Source organism: Kribbella sp. CA-245084, from assembly GCF_050942355.1.
Lineage (GTDB): Bacteria > Actinomycetota > Actinomycetes > Propionibacteriales > Kribbellaceae > Kribbella.
On record NZ_CP192053.1, the window covers coordinates 4,477,528 to 4,493,852 of the forward strand.

Consider the following 16,325-nt stretch of genomic DNA (forward strand, 5'->3'; position numbering starts at 1 on the left):
GTCTCCTCTGGAAAGACGAGTTCAGGAGGCTTGGTTGATGCGGATGTGGTTCCCGGCCGGGTCCCGGAACGCGCAGTCGCGGACGCCGTACGGCTGGTCCATCGGCTCCTGGATCACCTCGGCGTCGGTCGCCTGCAGCCGCTCGAACAGACCGTCGAGGTCGTCGCTCTGCAGCACGAGAGTGGCGTACGTGCCCTTCGCCATCATCTCGCCGATGGTACGGCGCTCGTCCTCGGTGAGCCCGGGATCGACGGCCGGCGGCGTCAGGACGATCGAGGTGTCCGGCTGCCCGGGCGGGCCGACCGTGATCCAGCGCATGCCCTCGTACCCGACGTCGAGGCGGATCTCGAAGCCGAGGAGGTCGCGGTAGAAGGCTACGGACGCCTCGGGATCGGTGTGCGGCAGGAAGCTGGCGTGAATCTTGATGCCCTCGTTGTTGGCCATGGCGTCAAACTACGTGCCGGACGACGGAGATGCTTCTCGATTCCTGATCGGTCGCGTTACCTGTTTCGCGACACACGACGGGATGCCGAGGGTGGCGTCGCCCGCGCGGTCCTTGTAGACGCTCGGCGGCATACCGACCAGCTCGGTGAAGCGGGTGCTGAACGTGCCCAGCGACTGGCAGCCGACCGCGAAACACACGTCGGTGACGCTCATCCCGCCGCGCCGCAGCAGCATCATCGCCCGCTCGATCCGCCGCGTCATCAGATACCCGTACGGCGACTCTCCGTAAGCGCGCTTGAACTCGCGGCTCAGGTGCCCCGACGACATGTGCGCACCACGGGCGAGCGCGTCGACGTCCAGCGGCTGCGCGTACTCCCGGTCGATCCGGTCCTTCACCCGCCGCAGCCGCGCCAGATCCGCCAGGCGCTGCTGGTCCGTCGTTCCGCTACTCACGGTGTAGATCCTGCCAGGTCAGGCAACCGAAGTCATCCGCCCAGCTAGCGAGTCACAGGTGACGTCTCTTTCGCCGTACCGGCAGCCGGCCCGCCGCTCGCCGGACGTCCGGCAGTACCGTCGGCCCGCTCGCCGGGCTGAGTCACTCGCGGCGCGGCCTGAGCCCCGAGGGTGTGCTGAACGCTCCGCGCAAGCTCGGCGTCGGGACGCGCGGCGATGCCCTCGTTGACCGCCTTCACGCCGGCGTCGGCCGTCGCGTACCCGAGGCGGTAGGCGAAGTTCTGCTCGTCCACCTCTACCGCAGGCGCGCTTTCGTAGCGGCCCTCGAGCAGGCGCTGGCTCATCGCGTTCCGCACCTCGGCGACCGTGTCCGGGTCCGGCGAATGCCACTTCGAACCGCGCTCACCCGGATCGGCAGACGTGACGATCGAGGTGGCCGCGGACTCGAGCGTCTGGTCGATGTCACCGCGGGCCATGTTCGCGCGCACGTTGGGCAGGAACTCGGTGGTGTCGATGTGGTAGCCGACGTTGTCGTCGCGGATGTACTCCTCGGCGAGCCGTTGAGCGAACCCGTCGGCCAGGTTGCCCAACGGACCCTTCGGAAGGTCGGCCCAGCGTTCGTTGTTGTGACGCCATCCCATACTCGCCGCGGCGCTCGCGTTCATCACGGCGTCGGACCAGGTCACCTCTTGCCCGTTCTGCTCGTAGGCATGAAGCTGCATGGCGGCTCCAGTGGCATCGAGCGCCCGGCGCCACCAGGCGTCGTCGGACGGATTGCGGTACGAGCCTGGCTCGACGTGCGGCTGCGACATCGGCATCCTTCGGTTGTCCCAGATCGGCGACGACAAGATGTCACACCGGGTGGGTCAGCGGCCGGTGGTGCCGTCGAGTTGTTCGCGGATGATGTCGGCGTGGCCCGCGTGGCGGGAGGTCTCGCCGATGACGGCGAGGACGGCCCAGCGGAGGTTGTGGGTCTTGCCGTTGCGGGTCACCGGAGATTCGGGGTCGCCGAGCTTGGCGATGATCTCGTTGGAGGCGGTGCAGGCGGCCTTGTACTCGGCGCGCAGCATCGTGAGGGACACGCCGGGGTCGACCTGCATGGACCGCTTGCCGCGCGAGGCCTTGCCGCCGGCGGCGATCTCCTCGATCCAGAGGGATTCGACGAAGGTCAGGTGCTGGATCAGGCCGGCCACATTCGTCCCGGACCCGACCGTACTGCGGCGTGCATCCTCCTCGCTCAGGCCGGCCAGCTTCTTCAGTACGCCGGCCCGCAGCCCGTCGAGCGTCTCCAGCAGTTGTTCGAGTTCGGTCATGGTTTGCACGGTCCGATGGTTGCGACGAGGCCATGGTGATCCGACTTCGGGACCTGGAACCAGCCCGTGTCGTCCGAGCACCAACTGGGCTTCATGAACAGTTGGTCGATCCGGACGAACAGCGGCGCCCACCTGCCGATCTGCGACGGCCGGCCCCACCCGTTCAGCATCGCGTCCTTCAGCGGATCGGCCAGCACGCGGTAGTCGCGACCGCGGTCCGTCGTGTTCATGTCGCCGGAGATGACGACCGGGTGGTCGTCGCGTGCCGCGCGCATCGCGACCTGCTCGATCAGCCGGTGATGATTGGCGACGGTCGTCTCGTACGGAACCGTGTCGGCAGGCGCGTTGTACGACGACCCGCCGGACGAGTACCAAGGCTTCGGCACATGTACGGCGATCAGGTCGAAGTCACCCGACGGCGCATGGATCCGGAGCATGTACCCCGGAAGATCCGGCCCCGGTTCCTCGAGCACCGTCATCGGCCAGCGACTGAAGACACCGACAGCTGGACCGTTCCAATAGGCCACGTGCTCCGGGTACGCCTCGGACAGTCGCTCCGTCAGCGGCTGCCCGATCTCGGAGATCACGAGTACGTCGGCCTTCTGCGCGATCAGGCTGTCCGCGCCCTCGAGCTCTCCGGCGCCGATGTTCGCCGCAGCGAACCGCACCCCGCGACTCGGGTCGACCGTCCCCGACCCGTGCGGGATCCACGGCCCGACCGTACCGACGATCCCGACCACCAGCGTCGACACCGCGAACGCCACAGCCGCACGACGACGGCGCCCGAGCACCCCCACCACCAACGCCACGATCAGCGCCAGCATCGGCAACAGGATCGCCAGTACATCCGTGACCACGCCGAGCCGGTCCCGCACCAAGAACCATGCCCACGGCAACAATCCGGCGACCACGATCCCGGCGTACCGCCCCGTTCGAGACGGAGCACCCCCCACCCCTACCTCAGTCCCCTCCACCCCACCAGGCTATGCCACACCCGAAAGCCAGGCCCGAAACTAGCGGGCCCAGTTGAGGTAGGCGACATTGGCAAGGAGCCAGCCGAAGCCGATGGCCTGCTGGCCGTCGCGTTCCGGAGTCGGCTCGTAGCGGTTGTAGAGGGCGAGACACTTGGCGTGGACCTGCGGGTCCCACGCGTTCGCCTGCATCCAGCGCGGCGCCTGCTGCGCGACCGAGGGGGCGCCGACCGTCGTCCCGGCGACCGTGGTGTGGATGACGGGCAGCCCGTCGGCATCGGTGGTCACGACGTTCTGGGTGAACGTCCGGGCGATCCGCGCCATGTCCCGCGCCGTGAACGCGAGCCGCGCACGAAACGCCCGTACGGCGAACTCGACGTCGATCGCGCCGTGGCTGATGTCCTCGAACCCTCGGGCGGGGCCGGCGGACGGCGTGAAGATCGAGATGTCGGTCTCCGGGTCTCCGGTCTTCACGAACCCGTCGTAGATGTGACCGCCCGTCGGCCAGTAGCGCCACAGGTAAGCGTCACCGGCATCAACCGTGAACTGGCCCGCGAGCATCTGGCCCATCGCGGCGACCTTCCGCTTGTACTCGCGGTCGCGTGTGATCAGCGCGAGTTCGACCAGGGTCTGACCGAGACCGACCGATTGGTTGAGCGGCTGCTCGCACCCGTCGTACGCGAGCGGCTGGGTCTTCGGCCAGATCAGGTACCCGCCGTCGCGGTACTCCCAGTCGTGGACCGCGACCGCCTGCCGGCAGGCGACCAGGTACTCAAGCGCCTTCCGCAGATACCGCCGCCGCAAGGTCGGTGAGCTCAGCACGATCCGCACGAAGCTCGCGATTGGATACGTAATCATCCCGGTGTGGACGGCGAAGATCACCGGCTCGCAGTGCATCGCGTACGAGCCGGGCTGGGGTACGTCGCCTGCGCGCGGCGATGCCCGGCGATCGATCGCGGTCAACTGGAGAGGCCCGGGCGCCGCCGCGTAGATCCGGCTGACCGCGTAGTCGGGGCTGGCCGGATCGAGGGACAGGTCCGTGTGTGTGACTGCGCGGTTGTTGAATGTGTTGACGAGTTCGACCGAGAACGTGTCCGCGCGCGTCCCGGCTGTCACGGTGATCGTGGTGTCCTCGGCGTACGACAGGGCTTCGCGGAGATCGAGCAGCGGCTGACCGTTGCCGTCGGCAAGCGTTGCGTAGCCGGTGGTGTAGGGGTGGTCGGAGCGCCAGGCGGGTAGCGACAGGCCGCGATAGTCCTTGACGCCGCGCTCGCTGTCCCGGACCGACAGCACCTGGTCGACGTTGTCGATCAACCGATCCAGGTAGTGCGTATCGCGGTATTTCTCGTACATCCGGACCAGCCCGAGGAGCACGTACGACTGGCTCCACGCGAGCATCCCGGAGCGACCGTCGCGGTTGCTGTTGTCGTTCGGCTGATCCGGCTGACCGGGACCGCCTTGCTGGAACAGGCGATCCCAGTCGTCGAAGGTCTGACGAGCGGTGTAGTCGATCTCATCGGCGTACGCCGGGAGCGTGGTCAGGCCGGTCGCGGCGACAGCACCGGCTGCTGTCAGGCGGAGAACGGCACGACGGGACGGACGGATGTCGGGCAGAGCGGGCAGAGTGGGCAGAGTGGGCAGAGTGGGCATGGCGGGCAGAGCGGGCATGGCGGGCGGCCTCCAGCTGATGATGGGCGGTCAGCAGGGGACCTACATTCTCCCGCAGGGAATCGATTTACGGCAGGTCGAGCGTGAGTGGTAAATCATTGAGGAAGTCGACGGCGTCGAACATCGCACCGGCGGATGCCACCCCTTGCACGTGGCTGGAGCCGTCCAGGATCCGCCGTACGGCGCCGACCGCGAGCGGTGCCGAGATCGCGTAGATGTCCTGCCCGCTCGCTGTCGCCCGCCGCTCCTCGCCACCGGTCCGGACCCGCACGTCGACGATGAACGTCTGATCCGATCGGCCCGCGTCGTCGACCGCGACCGGCGCCGGGGTGTCCGCATCCATGAGATCGCCGGCGGCCTCGACCGTCATGTAGGTGCGGACCTCGGGGACGGCGAGGTGGCTCGGGATCGTGACGACGTCGGCCATCGTGAACTCCGGGATCACGCGACGCCGCCCGAGCGGCTCCGGGAACGTCCAGTCCTCCAGCGCCGGCTTGTCGTCGTGGTGCTGCAGGGCGCCGTCGGTGAACCGCAGCCGGCGGCCGTTGCGCCGGTCGTGCGAGACCTGACCGGCGGCGCGCGTACCGGGGGTCGGATGCCAACTCGTCAGTCCGTACGCGACGTGCACCTCGTCGGCGCTCGTCCGCTCCCCCAGCGCCGCGGTCGTCAGCAGGTCGCCGAGGCCGCCGTAGAACGCCATCGCCGGCACGACCGGGGTGTCGCTGTGCCTGGCGTACGTCGACACGTTGGCCTCGATCTCCGCGGCCACGTCGACGTACGGGATCCCGGCGCGGATGGCTGCGTCGATCATCGGGTCCGCGGTGGCGGCGAACGGGCCGGCGCAGTTGATCACCGCGGCGGCGCCCTTCAGTGCCTGGTCGAGGGCGTGCGGATCGTCGACCGCGGCCGGGCGGATCTCCACGTCCCACAGCGCTTCGAGTGCGCTCGAGTTCCGGCCGGATGCGATCACCGGCAGACCTTGGCGCAGCAGTTCCTCGACGACGAACCGGCCGGTGCGACCGGTTGCTCCATAGACCACGACAGCGTTCATACGTCGAGTCTCGCCGTACCGGATGAGACAGCGTGAGAGTCCGGAACGACACTGTTCGTACACTTTCGGACATGCATACTGTCGCACTGGCGACCGCCGGGCACCTGCTGCACTTCGAGCTCGGCATCGCGTACGAGATCTTCGGCAACCCGCCGCTCGGGTCCGACGAGTGGTACGACGTACGCCTGTGCGGGCCGGGACCGGTCCGGGTCGGCCCGTTCACCGTGGAGCCCGACGACAACCTGGACTTCCTCGCGCAGGCAGACACCGTCATCGTTCCCGCCTTGGCCGACGTCGACGAACCTCTACCGACCGAGCTTGTCGACGCCGTCCGGTCCGCCTACGAGTCGGGGGCAAGAATCGCATCCCTCTGCACCGGCGCGTTCGTCCTCGGCGCTGCTGGATTGCTCGATGGTCGACGCGCAACCACGCACTGGGGACACGCGGACGCCCTCAGCGCCAGGTATCCCGAGGCGACCGTCGACCCCGACGTCCTTTACACCGACAACGGCAACGTCCTCACCGCGGCCGGCAAGGCAGCCGCGGTCGACCTGTGCCTCCACCTCATCCACCGCGACCACGGCGCGACGGTCGCGAATACCGTCGCCCGGCGTCTCGTCGTACCGCCGCATCGCGCCGGCGGCCAAGCGCAGTTCGTGTCGACGCCGGTCCCGGTGAGCGGCGATCACACACTCGCGGAGCTGCTCGCCTGGGTGCAGGAGCGGTTGGACCAACCGTTGACCGTGACCGACCTGGCCCGACGTGCGAACACCAGCCCGCGCCACCTCGGTCGCCAGTTCCGCGCGGTGACCGGCCAGACACCACTCCAGTGGCTGCTGACCCAACGGGTCCGCCGTGCCCAGCAGTTGCTCGAGGCCACCAACCACAGCATCGAATCCGTAGCCACCGCGACCGGCCTGGGCACAGCCACCACGCTCCGGCGTCAGTTCAAACGGGTGGTAGGCGTCCCGCCCAACACCTACAGAACCTCCTTCCACAGCCCGTAAGGTGACCGGCATGGAGAGCTATCCACGGCGGATGCACACCGCGCTGGATGCGGTGGATTCGCGAGGTCTGGCCGAGTTCTACCGGGTGCTGCTCGGGCTGCGGTACCGGCCCGGCGACGAGGCGCCGACTGACGGATCCGAGGACGACGCCAGCTGGCTCGTGCTCGTCGACGAGGACGGGAACAGGCAGCTCGCCGTACAGCAGGTCGACCAGTTGACGCCGTCCACCTGGCCGTCGGCCGTGGTGCCGATGCAGTTGCACATCGACTACGCCGTACCGTCGCTGGAGGAGCTTCACCGGCATCGCGAGCGGGCCGAGCAGCTCGGCGCACGGTTGCTGTACGACCGCGAGGCGGAGGAGGACGAGCCGCTCTACGTCCTCGCCGATCCGGCGGGGCATCCGTTCTGTCTACTGGTCGGACACGTCTGACTCGTCATGGACCAGGCATTGGCGGAGTTGCGTGAGCTGATCGTCGGCGCGGTCGGGCGCGAAGGAGCAATCGACGGGTTGTTGTTGTCGGTCGTCGACGCGCCCACGCCGCCGACGGCCGGGCTCGCGTCGCCCACGTTTGCGTTGGTGGCGCAGGGTCGGAAGCGGCTGGCGCTCGGCGAGCAGGTGTTCGAGTACGGCGCCGGCGACTACGTGATCGTGTCCGTGGACCTGCCGGTGACGGGACACTTCGTCGAGGCGTCGAAGGACGCGCCATGTCTTGGCGTCGGGCTCGAGCTGCGACCGGAGTCGATCGCCTCGCTGCTTCTCGACGCGAGCGAGAAACCCGGCGGCGCGGTCCGCGGCCTCACCGTCGACCACGCACCGGCCGAACTGGTCGACGCGATGATCCGCTTGCTCCGGCTGGTCCATGAACCCGCTGATGCACCCGTACTCGCGCCACTTGTGCAGCGCGAGATCCTCTGGCGTCTGCTGCGCAGCCCGCAAGGCGCCGCGGTCCGCGGGATCGGGCTCGCCGACAGCAGCCTGTCGCACGTCGCGCGTGTCATCGGCTGGATCCGCACGCACTACACGGAGCCGTTCCGGGTCGAGGACCTGGCCGCGATGGCGGGCATGAGTCCGTCGGCCTTCCACCGCCACTTCCGCACAGTCACCGAGCTCACCCCGATCCAGTTCCAGAAGAAGATCCGGCTGCACGAGGCGCGGCTCCGCGTGGTCGGGCTCGGCGAGGACGTCACAAGCGCCGGGTACGCCGTGGGCTACGACAGCCCGTCCCAGTTCAGCCGCGAGTACCGTCGCGAGTTCGGTACGCCGCCGAGCCGCGATCGAGCAGGATCAGGCAAGTTAGCGCCAGAATTGATCTAACGAAATCGCAGTCACAGCACGTCTACTGGTGTGGAACCTGTTCCTGACCCAGTAGGAGTTGTGCACGATTATGCAAGTAGCTGTGATCACCGGCGGAAGTTCCGGCATCGGCCAGGCCGCGGCGTTCGAGCTCGCAAAGCGCGGTACGGCCGTCGTCGTCACGTACCACGGCAGCCGCGAACGCGGCCTCGACACGGTCGAGCGGATCGAGAAGGACGGCGGTACGGCGGTTGCGCTGCCGTTGGACGTCTCGCGGCCGTCGACGTTCGCGGAGTTCAAGGCCGCGCTGACCGACGTACTCGCGCAGTGGGACCGGACGACGTTCGACTTCCTCGTCAGCAACGCCGGGGTCGGGCAGCCTCCGGTGATGTTCGAGGAGACGACCGAGGAACTGTTCGATCAGATGGTCGACGTCCACCTCAAGGGTCCGTACTTCCTCACGCAGACGCTCCTGCCGTTGATCGCCGACAACAGCTCGATCGTCTACACGACCAGCACGTCGGCTCTCCAGTCGGCGCGACCGTCGCCCGGGTACTCGGTCTACGCGAGCGTGAAGGGCGCGCAGATCGTGCTCACCCGGTATCTCGCCAAGGAGCTGAGCGTTCGCGGGATCCGGGTCAACGCCGTTGCTCCCGGCGTGACCCGGACCCGCCTCGGTGGCGACGCGTTCTCCGAGCATCCCGAGTGGATTCCTCCGATCGCGGAACGGACCGCGCTCGGGCGGATCGGTGAGTCGGACGACCTCGGCAAGGTGATCGCGTTCCTCGGATCGCCCGACTCGGGCTGGATCACCGCTCAGACCGTGGAAGCGTCCGGCGGTTATGAGCTCTGAGTCCAGGCGTCTCCCCAGTTGGTGCCACGGGCGGCGCGGTAGGCATCATCCGACTTGGGCACGATGAGCTGTTGTGCGGTGCCGGCTGACATACAGAGTTCGAGAATGACGCGGCCTTTCGGTCTGGCCGGCCTGCGGATCACGCGCGCCGGCGCAGGCCGGACCGGAGCGCGCGTTGCGACGACGTAGCTGAATCTCTCTTCCTCGTAGTTGCGGGTGCCGTCTTTCAGGACGCGGTGGAGTTCGGTGCGGGGCAGACGCGCGGCGAAGTGGCACCAGTCGGTTGGGCACTCGCGTTGATGTGGGCAGGGAGCCGCGATCGTGAAGCCTTGGTCGATCAGCTGATCACGGGCTTGGAGCGTACGGCGGTGGCCGTGGGGTGTGCCTGGTTCGACGATCACGATCGTCTTCGCGGCCCGGGTTGCGGCGTGGATCACGAGGCGCCGGGTCTCGGCGGACAGCTCATTGAGCACATAGCCGATCGTGATCAGATCCACCGACCGGCCCGACCGGCCCGACCGGCCCGACCGGCCCGACCGGCCCGACCGGCCCGACCGGCCCGACCGGGCTGACCGGGCTGACTCGCCGGGCTCGGCAAGCTCGGCGGGCTCGGCCGGCACGCCGGGCTCGCCGGACTCGGCCGGCACGGCGGGCTCGGCCGGACCGCCGGAGTCGGCAGGCTCGGCTGCGTCGGCAGCCTCCGCAGGGTCGCGCGGATCCGGCGCGCTCCGGCCGGGGTCGGGGTCGGGGTCGGGGAGTTTGCTCCAGTGGTTCAGGTCTGCGGTTGTCCAGCGCCAACTGTTGCCTGCGGCAAGTTGTTGGCCTAGGCGGATGGCTGCCGGCTGGCGTTCGATGATTTCGGTGGTGATGTGCGGCCAGAGAGACTCGGTGGCCCAGGCGGCTGCGCCGGTTCCGCCGCCGAGGTCGAGGTGGGTGGTGAACGATGCGTCGATGTGACGCTCGGCCGCGGAGAAAGCGGCGTACAGCGCGCGAAACGTCGCCGGCATGCGGATGACGGCGTACGCGAGGGCATCGAGGTGATCGCGCACAGCGGGAGCGGTGTCGTCGACCTGCTCGGTGCGGTAGCGGTGCGAGAGCGCGTCGACCCGGCGGCGTAGTTCGTGGTGCGGGACGCCGTCGAGGGCACGTGCGAGGGCAGCATGAAGTTGGGTGTCCACGGAGGACATGCGGAAGCTCCGGTTCGATCGGCACGGAGTACGCGCTGGGTGAACTCAGCGCACACGTGATCCGCGGCCAGACGCCGCGACGCACCAATCGGTCCGAAGAGAAGCTGTCTGCGACCTATCAGCAGGCAACGGAGGAGGGAATGGCGCGGAACCGGATAACCTTGCAAGCCATCACACACCTCCTAGGATTCAGCCCGACCGTAGCAGAGCCGCTCTCGTCGCGCGGCCTATTTATCGGCCCTCCGACGTGCACAGGCAGACCTTGTTGCCCTGCGGGTCCGCGAGGACGGTGAACGCCGGCGCCTCGTCGTCGTACACGACCGTGCCGCCCGCGGCGAGACCGGCCTTGATCCGATCCGGCACGACCTCCGGCGGCAGCCAGAGGTCTAGATGAAACCGTTGTCGTGGTGCCGAATGCGGAGAGGTGCCCTGGAACCAGAGGGTCGGGACGCGGCCCGTCGGGTCGAAGATGTCGTTCCCTTTGAACGCGTCCGTGCTCCCGGTCAGCACCGCCGCCCAGAACGGCCCGACCTCGGCGAGGTCAGCCGTGTCCAGTGCGATCTCCAACTGCGCCACAGCGGTCGGATCTGCGGTGAGACCGTGCTCCGCTGCGATCGCGCTGATCTGCGCCGCCACACCTTCATCCCGGGTGGACACGTCGACGTACGTCGCTCCGAGCCGCAGCTCAGGCACCTGATCGGCGTCCGAGCAGGCCACGCCGACCGCTTGGACGAATCGCGCTCCTTCGGCCAACGAGGCGGTCACGAACCTCGCCTGCTGCGCCTGCACCATCTTCCGCCAGTCCGCGAGCACCATGTCGAACCTCCAATCCAGGACGAGGCTAGAACACGGCGCCGACAGTTCTATCCACGCAGTACGGCGAGATCGCGCTCGGCGTACATCCGGTGCTGTCACTCCTCGCTCAGGATGCAGCCGAGACACCGGCTCACCTTGAAACTCTGCGACTCCGGATACCCCGGTTCGGTCACCGGCACGGTCATCTCGCCCAACTGCTCGTCGGTCAACCCTGCCAAGACCTCCCGCACCGTCGCCATCCGATCGGCCCGCAACGCGAGCACCTCATCGAGCGACGGCCGTACGGCGCGATCGCGCGGAACACCCGGTACGTCGGTCATCTCGTCGTGGGGCAGATCGAGCGGGTCCCACGGAGCCGGATCGCCGAGCACGGCACGGCGTACCCAGGCATCCGTCGCGAAGACGAGGTGCCGCTGCGTCTCGATGAACGACCACTCGCCGTCGACCGACTCGTGCAGCGACTCCTCCGGCAGCGCCCGGGCGCGCTCGACGGTCTCGGCCCACAACCGCTCGAGCAACTCCCACGCCTCGCGGTAGCCGTCCGCGTCGGTCGGGCTCATCTTCGCTCGGTCGGGATGCCGGCGGTTGAGCTCGGCATCGATCAGCGGTACGACGTCCACGCCCCACACCCGCAGGTTGTGGATATCTCCGTCGATCGAGACGTCGACCACCCGAGCACCGCGGATCGTGACACCGGTCAGGTCGACGTTGTCGAACACCGCGCCACGAAGGCGCACGTCCTCGAACCGCGCCCCGCTCAGGTCCTGCTCCTTGAACTCGGTCACCGGACCACCTTGGCCCGAGCCTGCCCGGGGTCACAAGATGTCCGGTGTTACCGGGTCCGTGATAAACCTGCTGGCGGTTGTCGGTACGACGACACCTTCTGATCGGAACGGAGCGGCATGTACCGCAGGCTCGTGCTCAAGCTGTCCGGGCAGGCGATCGCCGGCCCCGACGAGTTCGGTTTCAACAGTGATCGGCTCACGCACCTCGCGAACGAGGTGATCGCGCTGCGTGCCACCGGCGTCCAAGTCGCGGTGGTGGTGGGCGGCGGGAACGTGTTCCGCGGGAACCGGGCCGACGACTGGGGTATCGACCGGGTCGAGGCGGACAACATCGGCATGCTCGGCACGGTCATCAACGCGGTCCTGCTCCGCGGGCGGCTGGCCGCGCTCGGGGCACACGGCGTACGGCTGATGACCGCGCTCCCGATCGACAACCTGGCCGAGCCGTACATCCGCCTTCGTGCGCTGCGGCACCTGGAGAAGGGCTCGATCGTCCTCCTTGCTTGCGGCAACGGCCAGCCGTTCACCACGACCGACTACCCGTCGGTCCAGCGCGCCGTCGAACTCGAGGCCGACGCCCTCCTCGTCGCGAAGAACGGCACCGACGGCGTGTACGACGCGGACCCGAACAAACACCCCGACGCAAAACGCTTCGACCACCTCACCTACACCGAGGTCATCGATCGCGGCCTAGGCGTCATGGACCAATCCGCCTTCATCCTCGCCCGCGACCACCACCTCCCCCTCCATGTCTTCGACATAGACCGCACCGGCGCCGCCTCCTCCATAGTCAACGGCACCCAACTCGGCACCCTCATCAAGTGAGCTCGCGGCTGATCATGTCGAGGTGCGGCTGGAACCAGTCGCCACCTGCCGCGTGCTCAGCTTGCAATGCCATCAGCGACCACAGCACGCGGTAGAGCGAGAGTGTCCGCTCGGGTACGTCGACTGCGCCGTACCCGTCCATGAACGCCGACATTGCGGACGCACCAGCCATCGAGAAGCGGGCCAGATCGAACAGCGGATCGCCGTACGTCGCGTCACCCCAGTCGAGGATCCCGGTCAGCTGGTCGCCGACGGCGTACAGGTGCCGAGGGTGAAGGTCGCCGTGCAACAGCACAGGCTCGACGTCGGCAACGCCCTCAATGAACCCAGGCAGGACGTCTCGTACCTGCACGGCGAGCTCGGCCGGCAGCACGCTCAGGTCGCCGAGCGTCAGCCGCAGCTGCTGCCCCCACGACGCTGACGGATTCCCGAGCGTGTGCACCCGCCGCAGACCCTCACCAGCAGCCCGAAGAACACTGTGGGGAGGCAGATCCGCGAGTGGCCGGCCAGGCAGTTCGGCGGTGATGAGGTGTGGGTGCGGGGTGAGGTTCAGCGCGACGACGTCTGGGGCTGGAACGCCCACGGAGTGTGCTCGTTCGCAGGCCTGGGCTTCTTCGGCGGCCGTGGCGCTCGACTTGAGGTAGTAGATGCCTGCGGGTGTGTGCAGGCGGTACGTCTGGTTGCCGACGAAGCCGTTGACCGGCTCGGCCCGGACGATCGGGCCGGTGTGTGGGGAGGCGAGCGTGAGTGGGTCGAGCACGGGAGGCAGCTTAGGGAAGTTGTAGGGATGCGCTAAATGGTTTGTGGTGGGTCGGAGTGGGTTGGTGTACTCGGGGTGTACGAGCAGGTGTCTAGTAAGGAGTCCGTCATGCGATCTCGCTTCATGTCTGTTGCTGATCGGACTGTCACCTGTTCAAAGGACATGAAGCTGCGTGGAAGTACTGAATCTTGGGATCCTGGCGCATGTTGACGCCGGAAAGACCAGCCTGACCGAGCGGCTGCTGTACGCCGCCGGAGTCATCGACGAGGTCGGTAGCGTCGACGACGGGAACACTCAGACCGACTCGCTCGCGCTCGAACGGCAGCGTGGGATCACGATCAAGTCCGCGGTCGTCTCGTTCGCGATCGGCGACGTGACGGTGAACCTGATCGATACCCCGGGCCACCCGGACTTCATCGCCGAGGTGGAGCGTGCGCTCAGCGTGCTCGACGGCGCGGTCCTGGTGATCTCGGCCGTCGAGGGTGTCCAGGCGCAGACCCGCGTCCTGATGCGCACGCTCCAGCGCCTGCGCATCCCGACCCTGATCTTCGTCAACAAGCTCGACCGCCCGGGTGCGCAGTACGACGGTGTGCTCCGCCAGATCGCGACGAAGCTGACCCCGGCGATCGTCCCGATGGGCGAGGCGACCCACCTCGGCACGCCCGAGGCGACGTTCAAGCCGATCCTCCAGGAGACCACCCTCCTCGAGGTGCTGACCGAGCGCGACGACGACCTCCTCGAGCGGTACGTCGACGGCGAACCGCTCGCACTGGACGAGGCGCTCAGCACTCAGACCCACCAGGCGCGAGTCCACCCGGTGTACTTCGGATCCGCGATCACCGGCGCAGGGACGGAAGCCCTCACCGACGGCATCCGCGACCTGCTCCCCCGCGCCCGCACGACCGACGGGCCGCTCGACGGCCGGGTGTTCAAGGTCGACCGCGGTCCGGCGGGCGAGAAGATCGCCTATGTACGCATGCTCGACGGGACGGCGCATGTCCGCGACCGGATCCGCTTCGGCGAGAACGAAGCGAAGATCACCGCGCTCGAGGTATTCGGCGGCCCCGCGCAGTCGAACACGGTCCGGGCCGGCCGGATCGCGAAGCTCTGGGGTCTCGCCGAGGTCCGGATCGGCGACCGCATCGGCGATCACCGGAACATTTCCGCCAACCGGCGACCAGAAGCTTCCGATGAAGCGGCCTTCTTCGCGCCGCCCACGCTCGAGACGGTGATCTCCGCGCGGAAGCCGTCCGACAAGGGCAACCTGCGCGTCGCGCTGACCCAGCTCGCCGAGCAGGACCCGTTGATCAACCTGCGCCAGGACGACCTCCGCCAGGAGACCTACGTGTCGCTGTACGGCGAGGTGCAGAAGGAGGTCATCGAGACGACGCTGGCGACCGAGTTCGGGATCGAGGTCGACTTCCGTGAGACGACCACGATCTGCGTCGAGCGCCTCGTCGGCACCGGCGCGGCGGTCGAGTTCAAGAAGAAGGACCTGAACCCCTTCCTCGCCACCATCGGCCTGCGGGTCGAGCCCGCGCCGGTGAACGCCGGCGTGACCTTCGAACTCGAGGTCGAGCTCGGATCGATGCCGTACGCGTTCATCAAGGCCGTCGAGGAGACCGTCCGCGAAACGCTGCACCAGGGTGTCCACGGCTGGCAGATCCTCGACGCGCACGTGGTGATGACGCACTCCGGCTACTCGGCCCGCCAGAGCCACGCCCACGCGGTGTTCGACAAGAGCATGTCCAGCACGGCCGGCGACTTCCGCAACCTCACGCCGCTGGTCCTGATGACGGCGCTCCAGCAAGCGGGTACGACGGTGCACGAGCCGATGCACCACTTCCAGCTGGAGATCCCGACCGACACCACACGCGCCGTACTCGCGGCCCTCGCCCGTCTCCGCGCGATCCCGCAGGTACCCGCGCTCGCCGCCGAAACCTCAACCCTGGAAGGAGAAATCCCCGCGGCGGCCGTGTACGAGCTCGAGCAACAACTCCCCGCCCTCACCCGCGGTGAAGGCGTGCTGGAGTCCGCGTTCGAGCGCTACCACCCCGTCACCGGCCCGATCCCGGAACGGCCCCGCACCGACCACGATCCGCTCCACCGCCGCGAGTACCTGCTGCACATTCAGCGGCGGGTATAGATGCCGTGCACAACGGTCGCGCCGAGGTCGTCGTCCTCGACGATCTCGGCGGCCAGGCCGTGCTCGACCATCACCGCACACGCGACCGGAGCCTGGCGTTCACTCGTCTCGACGAAGAAGTGACCGCCAGGCGCCAGCCAATCCGTTGCCTCCGCAGCGACCCGCCGGAATGTCGCCAGCCCATCCGGTCCGCCGTCCAGCGTGACGTGCGGTTCGTACAGCCGGGCCTCCGGCGGCAGCAGGCGAATCTCGTCCGTCGGCACATACGGAACGTTCGACAGCAGTACGTCGACCTGCCCGCGCAGCCGATCCGGCAACGCCGTGAACAGATCGCCCTCAGACACGATCCCGCCGTACGCGAGCAGGTTGCGGCGCGCGCACTCGACCGCAGCCGGCTCGATGTCGGCGGCGTACAAAGTCACGTCGCGCTGGGCAGCGACGGCCGCGCCGAGAGCGCCAGTGCCGCAGGCGAGGTCGACCACGACCGCCCCCGCAGCGGTGACCCGCAACGCCTCCGCCACCAAGAACTCGGTACGACGCCGTGGAATGAACACGCCGGTGTCGACGGCGATCCGCAAACCGCAGAACGACGCCCAGCCCACGACGTACTCCAACGGCAACCCGGCCACCCGCTGGTCGACCATGGCCGCCAACTCGGCCTCGTCCCGCGCGGACTCGGCGATCAGCGCCGCCTCATCCTCGGCGAACACAGACCCCGACGCGCGCAGCCGCTCGACAACAGAGATCACAAG

General features: G+C 68.1%; 18 protein-coding genes. 6 read left to right on the forward strand and 12 right to left on the reverse strand.

Annotated features, from left to right (window positions below; genetic code table 11):
- Positions 1-21: 21 nt before the first annotated feature.
- The 7 genes from ACQPYH_RS21540 to ACQPYH_RS21570 form a co-directional block, all read right to left on the reverse strand.
- Positions 22-444, reverse strand: a complete 423-nt coding sequence (locus ACQPYH_RS21540) for a VOC family protein (RefSeq protein ID WP_432894041.1) — start codon at positions 442-444, stop codon at positions 22-24.
- 9 nt (positions 445-453) lie between these two features.
- A complete protein-coding gene (locus tag ACQPYH_RS21545; protein ID WP_432894043.1) occupies positions 454-897 on the reverse strand; it encodes a helix-turn-helix transcriptional regulator in 444 nt (147 codons plus the stop codon).
- 44 nt (positions 898-941) lie between these two features.
- On the reverse strand, positions 942-1,709 hold the full coding sequence (locus ACQPYH_RS21550) for a hypothetical protein (protein ID WP_432894045.1): 768 nt from the start codon (positions 1,707-1,709) through the stop codon (positions 942-944).
- A gap of 54 nt (positions 1,710-1,763) precedes the next feature.
- Positions 1,764-2,210, reverse strand: coding sequence for a DinB family protein (locus ACQPYH_RS21555; RefSeq protein WP_432894047.1), 447 nt, complete (start codon positions 2,208-2,210; stop codon positions 1,764-1,766).
- Positions 2,207-3,184: an endonuclease/exonuclease/phosphatase family protein gene (locus tag ACQPYH_RS21560; RefSeq protein ID WP_432894049.1), complete on the reverse strand. Its 978-nt coding sequence runs from the start codon at positions 3,182-3,184 to the stop codon at positions 2,207-2,209. The genes ACQPYH_RS21555 and ACQPYH_RS21560 overlap by 4 nt, the downstream gene beginning before the upstream one ends.
- Before the next feature lie 39 nt (positions 3,185-3,223).
- Positions 3,224-4,831, reverse strand: a complete 1,608-nt coding sequence (locus ACQPYH_RS21565; protein WP_432894051.1) for a hypothetical protein — start codon at positions 4,829-4,831, stop codon at positions 3,224-3,226.
- 85 nt (positions 4,832-4,916) lie between these two features.
- Positions 4,917-5,900, reverse strand: coding sequence for an NAD(P)H-binding protein (locus ACQPYH_RS21570; protein ID WP_432894053.1), 984 nt, complete (start codon positions 5,898-5,900; stop codon positions 4,917-4,919).
- Between the two features lie 71 nt (positions 5,901-5,971).
- On the opposite strand from ACQPYH_RS21570, the gene ACQPYH_RS21575 reads away from it, so the two are divergent.
- The 4 genes from ACQPYH_RS21575 (at position 5,972) to ACQPYH_RS21590 (ending at position 9,054) form a co-directional block, all read left to right on the forward strand.
- A complete protein-coding gene (locus ACQPYH_RS21575; RefSeq protein WP_432894055.1) occupies positions 5,972-6,907 on the forward strand; it encodes a helix-turn-helix domain-containing protein in 936 nt (311 codons plus the stop codon).
- Between the two features lie 10 nt (positions 6,908-6,917).
- Positions 6,918-7,337 (forward strand): VOC family protein, encoded by a 420-nt coding sequence (locus ACQPYH_RS21580; protein WP_432894057.1) that lies wholly within the window; start codon positions 6,918-6,920, stop codon positions 7,335-7,337.
- Positions 7,338-7,343: 6 nt separating this feature from the next.
- On the forward strand, positions 7,344-8,222 hold the full coding sequence (locus ACQPYH_RS21585; protein ID WP_432894059.1) for an AraC family transcriptional regulator N-terminal domain-containing protein: 879 nt from the start codon (positions 7,344-7,346) through the stop codon (positions 8,220-8,222).
- A 70-nt stretch (positions 8,223-8,292) separates the two neighbouring features.
- Positions 8,293-9,054, forward strand: coding sequence for an SDR family NAD(P)-dependent oxidoreductase (locus ACQPYH_RS21590; protein WP_432894061.1), 762 nt, complete (start codon positions 8,293-8,295; stop codon positions 9,052-9,054).
- Here ACQPYH_RS21590 and ACQPYH_RS21595 read toward each other — a convergent pair.
- The 3 genes from ACQPYH_RS21595 to ACQPYH_RS21605 form a co-directional block, all read right to left on the reverse strand.
- Entirely contained in the window at positions 9,042-10,241 is a 1,200-nt protein-coding gene (locus ACQPYH_RS21595) for a small ribosomal subunit Rsm22 family protein (protein WP_432894063.1), read from the reverse strand. The two genes, ACQPYH_RS21590 and ACQPYH_RS21595, sit on opposite strands and share 13 nt — an antisense overlap.
- Before the next feature lie 231 nt (positions 10,242-10,472).
- Positions 10,473-11,057: a VOC family protein gene (locus ACQPYH_RS21600; RefSeq protein WP_432894065.1), complete on the reverse strand. Its 585-nt coding sequence runs from the start codon at positions 11,055-11,057 to the stop codon at positions 10,473-10,475.
- Between the two features lie 95 nt (positions 11,058-11,152).
- Entirely contained in the window at positions 11,153-11,842 is a 690-nt protein-coding gene (locus ACQPYH_RS21605; protein WP_432894067.1) for a DinB family protein, read from the reverse strand.
- Between the two features lie 117 nt (positions 11,843-11,959).
- On the opposite strand from ACQPYH_RS21605, the gene pyrH reads away from it, so the two are divergent.
- Positions 11,960-12,667, forward strand: a complete 708-nt coding sequence (pyrH, locus tag ACQPYH_RS21610) for a UMP kinase (RefSeq protein WP_432894069.1) — start codon at positions 11,960-11,962, stop codon at positions 12,665-12,667.
- Here pyrH and ACQPYH_RS21615 read toward each other — a convergent pair.
- Positions 12,660-13,427 (reverse strand): phosphotransferase family protein, encoded by a 768-nt coding sequence (locus ACQPYH_RS21615; protein ID WP_432894071.1) that lies wholly within the window; start codon positions 13,425-13,427, stop codon positions 12,660-12,662. The genes pyrH and ACQPYH_RS21615 overlap by 8 nt on opposite strands.
- A gap of 172 nt (positions 13,428-13,599) precedes the next feature.
- On the opposite strand from ACQPYH_RS21615, the gene ACQPYH_RS21620 reads away from it, so the two are divergent.
- Complete coding sequence (locus ACQPYH_RS21620; RefSeq protein WP_432894073.1) at positions 13,600-15,573, forward strand: GTP-binding protein; 1,974 nt, start codon at positions 13,600-13,602, stop codon at positions 15,571-15,573.
- On the opposite strand, the gene ACQPYH_RS21625 is transcribed toward ACQPYH_RS21620, so the two are convergent.
- Positions 15,558-16,322 carry a putative protein N(5)-glutamine methyltransferase gene (locus tag ACQPYH_RS21625; protein WP_432894075.1) on the reverse strand — a complete coding sequence of 255 codons (765 nt, stop codon included), beginning with the start codon at positions 16,320-16,322 and terminating at the stop codon, positions 15,558-15,560. The two genes, ACQPYH_RS21620 and ACQPYH_RS21625, sit on opposite strands and share 16 nt — an antisense overlap.
- Positions 16,323-16,325 lie beyond the last annotated feature (3 nt).